The sequence below is a fragment of the Citrobacter sp. Cc139 genome (assembly GCF_030334645.1).
Lineage (GTDB): Bacteria > Pseudomonadota > Gammaproteobacteria > Enterobacterales > Enterobacteriaceae > Citrobacter > Citrobacter werkmanii.
Genome location: NZ_JAOWDM010000090.1, coordinates 236,742 through 242,793, shown reverse-complemented (window position 1 = coordinate 242,793; position 6,052 = coordinate 236,742). Strand labels below are relative to the sequence as shown.

Here is a 6,052-nt window from a genome sequence, read left to right as displayed (position 1 = left end):
GATTTAAAATCCCTCGGCGTTCGCGCTGTGCGGGTTCAAGTCCCGCTCCGGGTACCATGGGAATAAAGCAATAAAATCAATGATAAGCAGTGTCGTGTAAACCACCTACGGGTGGTTTTTTTATGCCTGAAATCTGCTGTTTCATAATATCACTTCATAATATTTTATTGACCTCCAACGACCGGAACGACAGCAATTTTGCGATCATACCGCGCTGTTTGTTCCACATTTTTATGTCCGGAGATAGCCTGTTTCTCGTAAATATTCCCTTGCAGGTCTGAGATACCTTTCGCTTTCAGATCATGAAATGTGAAGTCAAAACTCAAATGTGGGTGTTTTATCCGCGCTTCTTCTTTGGCTTTTCTCCATCGGCTGTTGAAGCCATCCCTGGTGTATTTGTGTCCGGTAGGTTGATGAATAATATACAGGCTGCTCATCCCTTCGTTGAGGGGCAGTGCTTTAGCAAGTTCAATTGCTGCCTTCAACCGGTCGGACCATGCTTTAATCTGTGCTACTGCTGTTTTGCTTTGCTTAATCAGTATTCCTTCAGCCATAAGCTGGCTTTTCTTCATCTCAAGTACATCGTTTTGACGTGCGCAGCACAGATATGCCAGCTCCATAGCTACACGTACGACATCAGGAGATACGCCATATAAGGCGTTGTACTCTTCGTGCGTGATGTAGCGATCCCTGCCAGTCTCTTTAAATTGCTTAACGCCTTTTGTGGGATTGCCCTTGGCATAGCCGCGTTCGTAAGCCCAGCGATACACGCGTGACATAAATGCTTTTTCCCGGTTGGCCTGGGTGCGACTCTTCACGCCACGCTTATCGAGGTATTTACGCACGTGTTCAGGCTTGATGCTATCTGGTGGCATCTGCCCGAAAACATCGATTATCTTTTTGGAGTATTTGCGGTAATCCTTCTGTGTTTCAGCGGCCAGTTCAAAAAAATCTCCTGACTGGAAAAATTTTTCTATAAGTCCTGAAAGTGCTGATTCGTCCGGTCTGTCATTAATCAGCGCTTCCCAGGCAGTCCATACCTGCGCCTGTGTGCAGGCCTTATCACAGAGGCGGATGTTACCACCTCCCTTTGGATGATACTCATAGGCTGAACGTCCGAGGTAAACCCTCGGAGGCATCCAGGCATCTTCTTTGTTTTTGCGTGCGCGTGGCATTAGTCAAGAGCTCCAAAATTAGGCTGAGGTCCGTTAGCATCAACCGTTTTCTGTCGGTGTGAAAGCGGATCATTGAAATGTGCCCACGTTGTGCGAGGGCGTCCATCGCGCCTGGTTATAAAAAATATCCCGGCATCACGCAAGCTTTCGCATTGCTTTGACGGAATTTTATAACCGGTCAACTTTTCAATATCAGCGTCTGAAATGATATCATTTTCGACTTTCATACCCACCTCACACCACGTTCAGGCCACGGCAGTGGCACCACGTTTCGAACATTCGTTTAACCACTTCACGGCAGTAGAATCCTTCCTGATCCCGCGAGAGGTCGTAGCGGTTTCCGTACCGCTGACGCACCCAGATTTCAAACACCTTGTTCATTGCGCGCTGTCCTTACGATACCCGGCATCGAAAACACTGCTGGCTAAAGTGATTGCTTTATCAGCGGTAAGCGTTTCATCCGCCACGCAGAGCTCCCTTGCCATTTCTTCAATAGTTTTCTTCCGGTATTTGGTTTGCCATTCAGCGACGATTTCGTTACAAACATCGACGCATTCCATGCAAATGTTGACGCCGGGACCGACAATGAGCTTGTCTTCGCTTGTAATCTGCTTGCAGAAATTGCATACCGTTTTCGGGTCTGGTTCTCGCTGGGGCATCTGCTGCCATTTATACACATCGCTGTAAACACCCATCACTTCACCTCCACGCCGATCCCGGCAATGACACAAGCTCGCTCGATAGCTTCTTTCACCCAGCGCTTATAGGTTTCCGGATGGAATACTTCGCTTTTCCCGGTATCGCTCCAGAACGCCTTTGACGTGATATCTGGCAGGGAGATAGTCAGAGTTTTCTTCCCGATACCTCCAGAGCTTTCGCAAAAAGTTAATGCGTCGCGTAGTTCTTTAACGCACGCATAGTTTTCTGCTTTGTCTGGATCGCCGGTACGATGTTCCGCTTCTTGTCTGCACCATTTGATGACCTTCTCAGCAGCTTCATGGAGGCGCTGGCGCTGCCAGTCATATGTGTCAATCAACCCATTGGCACGGTCTCTGTTGCTTATCAATTCAGCTACATGGCATTCAGAATCAATCAGGTTGCTTTCCGCAGAAGACAGGGCTTGTTTTAGTCGCTCAATCTCAGTGGCCATGTAGTAACCGGTTTTGCTCCAGGTATCCACATCATCGCCGGTCATATCCGGTTCCATCGTCGCCATCAGAACGGCGTCGTGAAAGTCCTGGCTGCCACTGGTAATCGCAACCGCGTAGGTGTCACTGTTTTCGCGCTTATGGATAAGCACGACAGGGTTAGTGATTTTGCTCATTTCGCCGTCTCCCGCTCAGCTTCGATGATGGCATCTACAGCCATCACCAGAGTTCTGGCTAGGTCGTCGTAATCCTGCCAGGCATCATTGCTAAAAAAATTCGTGAGCATTACCGGCGCTATCTGCACAACGAGGTGCTGGCGGTAAGTCATGCCACGGGGAGTATCGATGCGCGGGCATGGATAGGCTGGTTGCTGGCCTTTGCTCATCGTTTCACCTCACGCTGAATTGTCTTGTAGGCTCGCAACATATCGCGAGATTTTCCGGACAAAACCGTCTTCATGAAGAACATTCCACTACGGTTTGCAACTATTCCTGGTGTGCAGAGCAGCGTGGCGTCTACCACGCGGTTATGTTTACGGAACTCAAACACAGTGCTGGTGATCACGATGTTCGCTACGGCGCCATAGTCCTGATATTCGATTTTCATACCAGATGCTCCTCAATAATTTTGAAAGCATCATCACGGCATGGCATCACGACGAACTCAGGATTACCGTATGCAGTGTTGATCACTGGATCGAACTGAATGCGAACCGCTCCAGCCTCACCGGAAGGGCGTAACTGGATGGGAATAAACTTCCGCTCGCGACCAAACATCTTTTCCGGATAACTGAGGTATTCAGCCTGGATAACCGGATTGATACTGAAATCCACTTTTTTCGGGATGACGCGTTCCATATCAGGAAAGCGACCATCAACAAGTTTGATGCCGGTGATCGAAATCCGGCGTTCGAATGCGTCGCGGTGAATGGCAAACGCTTCTTTGTTAAATACCAGTTCAGTGGTTTCCGCTTTCGCCGGAACCGGCCCTTCAAACTGGACGATGATGTTTTTCTTCGTCCGGATGCCGTGCTCCATGCGCAGGGCTACATGCCCGTTAGTCGACTCGATATATTTCGGAGTGATGTGCACACCATTCAGGTAGTAACGGACATCATTTTTTGCTGCGCATACCAGAGCTGCGCGAATGAGTTTCGACTGGATGATCATGCTTCCACCTCCACGAAGATCTCTTTCGGATCCTTACGCAGAACGAAGCCACCAAATTCAGGATGCTGCCAGCGCTTGCGTTTACCGCTTGGGCGAACGGATTCTTCCAGCAGCACCTGAAATGCGTGAATGAACGATTCACGATGTACGCACAGCCCACGAACTCCCGGCAACTGTCTGGAGGGCAGGTTTGCGAACTGAACAAGACGACGGCACGAAGGATCGGACAGACTGGTTTCCCATGACACTTTGTGTACCGGAACGAATTCGGCATCGGTATTCACGAATTCAGTCGAACTAATGCGCCGTTGTGGTAGAGAGGAAGATACAGGCGAAGCTGCAACCAGGTTGGCGCCACTCACTTCCATTACTGCTTTCATCGTCGCTGACGCGGTTGCTTCGGCCACAACGCGGGCCAGTGAAAGAATGTCATGGTTCATGCTGATTTCCTGCTGGTGTGATTTAGCTACTGGAACTTCTTTGCTGTATGTGCCTGTGGTCATGATGGCAGGGAGTACATCCTCACAAACCCAGTCCTGCACACGTTCAGCAGATGGAAGCTGACTGCGCAGGATAAGCCGGAACAAATCAGCCTGGCCCGCCAGCTGAGTACCGCGCGGTTTTTCACCAAAACCCAATTCTAACGATTCGTTATAATCAAGTTTAATCAACGCCTTGCAGTGGTCTTTCAGGGCTTTTGCCGGGTTCGTATAACCGAGGGATTTAGCCAGTTCTACAGCGTCAAATGCTGGCCTTCCCTCATAAAGAATTCCGCTCATCGAAAAATTGAGTTCCTCTGAGCTGAAGTTCATTAGTTGGTTATTCATCGTTATTTCCCTCAGTGTAAAATGTGTTGAACGGGTGTTACTTCCCCAGCGCGAACGCGAGTGGCAAGATCCGTAAAGATGTCGTCTAAAAACTCTGCAAACCACGAATGACCATCTTCTTTCATGCGCTGATCGTTGGCGGAGTAGAACTTGAATACAGCCAGATATCTTTCCTGTGGTTTTTGCTCGATCAGTGCGCCTTCTACGTGTTCAATAAGCAGGTTCTCGATAAGCCCCCGCGTTAAGCCAAAAACAAACTCACCGGTTTTAAACTGATACTCACCATCTCGGAGGCCCCAGCGTTTTTCACATTCAATCAGGTAAAGCAGGGCAACAGTTCCGCGCATGGAGTGACAAACGGTTTCAGCCCATTCATGCTGTTCTTCAGTTGTCAGCGTACCTTTGCCGTAACGATTTTCATCGAGCATCCACGCGGGGATGTGCGTACCGGACTGCTCCTGCATTTCTTTCAGTCGGGCAACTAGCTGCTTTACGTTGTCGTTTTTGTTGGTACTCATCGTTTTAATTCTCCGTTATATGTTTCATGACTCATTACTTCCCAATTGCGGCCATTGTCTTTCGATAGCATCCGCCAGCGCGGATTAACCTTCAGACTGAGAAATCCGGTGCGTCGCATACGTCGTGCATATACTCGCCTCCGTCGGTATCGCAGCAGGACCTGCATCGCCTGCAGGTGTACGCGTTCAGGTATTCGAATTGCTGTCAGTGCCACCAGTTAGCTCCTGTATACGTAACCCGGCTTCGCGGGCCATTTCGATAAAAGTGTCCAGTGCGCAAATATGTTCGTCGTCGAGCAGCCGGCGGTCGCATGTCACACGCCCTTTTTCGATGTAAAGAACCACGCGCCCGGTGAAATCCGGAAGCACATGCAGATCCACGTTGAGGACTGGGGGGGGATCTGCATTCCGTGCATAATTGTTTGTTGTGAGGCCATCAGTTAATTCCTCCACATACGTATTTCTCTTTCGCGTGTTTAATTAATTCCGCAAAAATCTCGTCAACAATCATCTTTCCTGTTTCGGTCAGATATTCGGTGTGTCCATTGATATCGACGCTTTTCATATACGTCTGGCGAAGAAATGTTTCCGCTTCTGTGTTGAATTCAGTCCGAGCCTGTTTTTCGAAGCGCAGCAAAAGTTTCATCATTGATTCTTCGTTAATCTCGATAACCTGAATATTGTTATCGGGCATATTTACGGATAGGCAATAACCTCCTGTCTTACGCTTCATTCGATTTAATGTCGCAATAGCAATGCGGCGGCGATAAATTTCAATGGTGTTGTTTTTCATTGTCACTACCGCCCGTAAGCCTTGCGCAGAAAAAGGTTTGCAATATGCAGATAACTATTTCCATAAGAGGCGAAAAGTTTTGCTGTTTTGTGTGCTGCTTTATCTTTCAGAAACGTCATTATTGCCCCCCCTTTGAGGTGTTCTCCATGGTCATTTTGGTCATGAAGCAAAGCTCATTAAGTAATGAAGTGAATCTTCCTGCTACCTTCACATCAGTGCGTGTGATTGCTGGCATAAGTAACTGGGTAAACTCTGCACGCAGCTCATGCGCATATTTATTGGCACACTCTGCTGTTTTGTGGGCTTTGTTTATGTAAAGAATCTCGTCATCCTGATTAGCTGGATGGACCTTGTTATTCATGACTTCACTTCTGACGATAATATTCATTTGCATTTCCTCAGGGTGAGTGATGCCACACCAT

Annotated in this window: 12 protein-coding genes and 2 pseudogenes; all 14 read right to left on the bottom strand. The window is 48.4% G+C overall.

From position 1 onward, the window contains the following. Positions 1–164 precede the first annotated feature (164 nt). Positions 165–1,175 (bottom strand): tyrosine-type recombinase/integrase, encoded by a 1,011-nt coding sequence (locus OGV69_RS17485; protein WP_286469441.1) that lies wholly within the window; start codon positions 1,173–1,175, stop codon positions 165–167. Next, entirely contained in the window at positions 1,175–1,402 is a 228-nt protein-coding gene (locus OGV69_RS17480) for a DUF4224 domain-containing protein (RefSeq protein ID WP_286469440.1), read from the bottom strand. Before OGV69_RS17480 ends, OGV69_RS17485 begins: the two co-directional genes overlap by 1 nt. A gap of 7 nt (positions 1,403–1,409) precedes the next feature. Continuing rightward, the gene (locus tag OGV69_RS17475; RefSeq protein WP_286469439.1) at positions 1,410–1,556 is read right to left on the bottom strand and encodes a hypothetical protein; all 147 of its coding nucleotides are present in this window, start codon (positions 1,554–1,556) and stop codon (positions 1,410–1,412) included. Next, positions 1,553–1,870, bottom strand: a complete 318-nt coding sequence (locus OGV69_RS17470; protein WP_286469438.1) for a ClpX C4-type zinc finger protein — start codon at positions 1,868–1,870, stop codon at positions 1,553–1,555. Before OGV69_RS17470 ends, OGV69_RS17475 begins: the two co-directional genes overlap by 4 nt. Further along, positions 1,870–2,028, bottom strand: a pseudogene (locus OGV69_RS17465) (ATPase); the annotation flags it as partial. The gene OGV69_RS17470 and the pseudogene OGV69_RS17465, both read right to left, overlap by 1 nt. A 467-nt stretch (positions 2,029–2,495) precedes the next feature. Beyond that, positions 2,496–2,708 (bottom strand): hypothetical protein, encoded by a 213-nt coding sequence (locus OGV69_RS17460; RefSeq protein ID WP_085049203.1) that lies wholly within the window; start codon positions 2,706–2,708, stop codon positions 2,496–2,498. Next, positions 2,705–2,929: a hypothetical protein gene (locus tag OGV69_RS17455; protein WP_151216384.1), complete on the bottom strand. Its 225-nt coding sequence runs from the start codon at positions 2,927–2,929 to the stop codon at positions 2,705–2,707. The genes OGV69_RS17460 and OGV69_RS17455 overlap by 4 nt, the downstream gene beginning before the upstream one ends. After that, a complete protein-coding gene (locus tag OGV69_RS17450) occupies positions 2,926–3,492 on the bottom strand; it encodes a beta clamp domain-containing protein (protein ID WP_286469437.1) in 567 nt (188 codons plus the stop codon). Before OGV69_RS17450 ends, OGV69_RS17455 begins: the two co-directional genes overlap by 4 nt. Beyond that, entirely contained in the window at positions 3,489–4,319 is an 831-nt protein-coding gene (locus OGV69_RS17445) for a BRO-N domain-containing protein (protein ID WP_286469436.1), read from the bottom strand. Before OGV69_RS17445 ends, OGV69_RS17450 begins: the two co-directional genes overlap by 4 nt. Before the next feature lie 11 nt (positions 4,320–4,330). Next, on the bottom strand, positions 4,331–4,837 hold the full coding sequence (locus OGV69_RS17440) for a hypothetical protein (protein WP_088902159.1): 507 nt from the start codon (positions 4,835–4,837) through the stop codon (positions 4,331–4,333). Further along, complete coding sequence (locus OGV69_RS17435; protein ID WP_286469435.1) at positions 4,834–5,052, bottom strand: ParE family toxin-like protein; 219 nt, start codon at positions 5,050–5,052, stop codon at positions 4,834–4,836. The genes OGV69_RS17440 and OGV69_RS17435 overlap by 4 nt, the downstream gene beginning before the upstream one ends. After that, positions 5,024–5,274, bottom strand: a pseudogene (locus tag OGV69_RS17430) (hypothetical protein). Before OGV69_RS17430 ends, OGV69_RS17435 begins: the two are co-directional and overlap by 29 nt. Further along, positions 5,274–5,630 (bottom strand): hypothetical protein, encoded by a 357-nt coding sequence (locus tag OGV69_RS17425; protein ID WP_032948002.1) that lies wholly within the window; start codon positions 5,628–5,630, stop codon positions 5,274–5,276. Before OGV69_RS17425 ends, OGV69_RS17430 begins: the two are co-directional and overlap by 1 nt. 118 nt (positions 5,631–5,748) lie before the next feature. After that, positions 5,749–6,018 (bottom strand): hypothetical protein, encoded by a 270-nt coding sequence (locus OGV69_RS17420; RefSeq protein ID WP_286469434.1) that lies wholly within the window; start codon positions 6,016–6,018, stop codon positions 5,749–5,751. Positions 6,019–6,052 lie beyond the last annotated feature (34 nt).

Excerpts from the sequence above, each read along its gene's own strand:
- OGV69_RS17485 (WP_286469441.1), bottom strand. The coding sequence starts at position 1,175 with ATGCCACGCGCACGCAAAAACAAAGAAGATGCCTGGATGCCTCCGAGG.
- OGV69_RS17480 (WP_286469440.1), bottom strand. The coding sequence starts at position 1,402 with ATGAAAGTCGAAAATGATATCATTTCAGACGCTGATATTGAAAAGTTG.
- OGV69_RS17475 (WP_286469439.1), bottom strand. The coding sequence starts at position 1,556 with ATGAACAAGGTGTTTGAAATCTGGGTGCGTCAGCGGTACGGAAACCGC.
- OGV69_RS17470 (WP_286469438.1), bottom strand. The coding sequence starts at position 1,870 with ATGGGTGTTTACAGCGATGTGTATAAATGGCAGCAGATGCCCCAGCGA.
- OGV69_RS17460 (WP_085049203.1), bottom strand. The coding sequence starts at position 2,708 with ATGAGCAAAGGCCAGCAACCAGCCTATCCATGCCCGCGCATCGATACT.
- OGV69_RS17455 (WP_151216384.1), bottom strand. The coding sequence starts at position 2,929 with ATGAAAATCGAATATCAGGACTATGGCGCCGTAGCGAACATCGTGATC.
- OGV69_RS17450 (WP_286469437.1), bottom strand. The coding sequence starts at position 3,492 with ATGATCATCCAGTCGAAACTCATTCGCGCAGCTCTGGTATGCGCAGCA.
- OGV69_RS17445 (WP_286469436.1), bottom strand. The coding sequence starts at position 4,319 with ATGAATAACCAACTAATGAACTTCAGCTCAGAGGAACTCAATTTTTCG.
- OGV69_RS17440 (WP_088902159.1), bottom strand. The coding sequence starts at position 4,837 with ATGAGTACCAACAAAAACGACAACGTAAAGCAGCTAGTTGCCCGACTG.
- OGV69_RS17425 (WP_032948002.1), bottom strand. The coding sequence starts at position 5,630 with ATGAAAAACAACACCATTGAAATTTATCGCCGCCGCATTGCTATTGCG.
- OGV69_RS17420 (WP_286469434.1), bottom strand. The coding sequence starts at position 6,018 with ATGAATATTATCGTCAGAAGTGAAGTCATGAATAACAAGGTCCATCCA.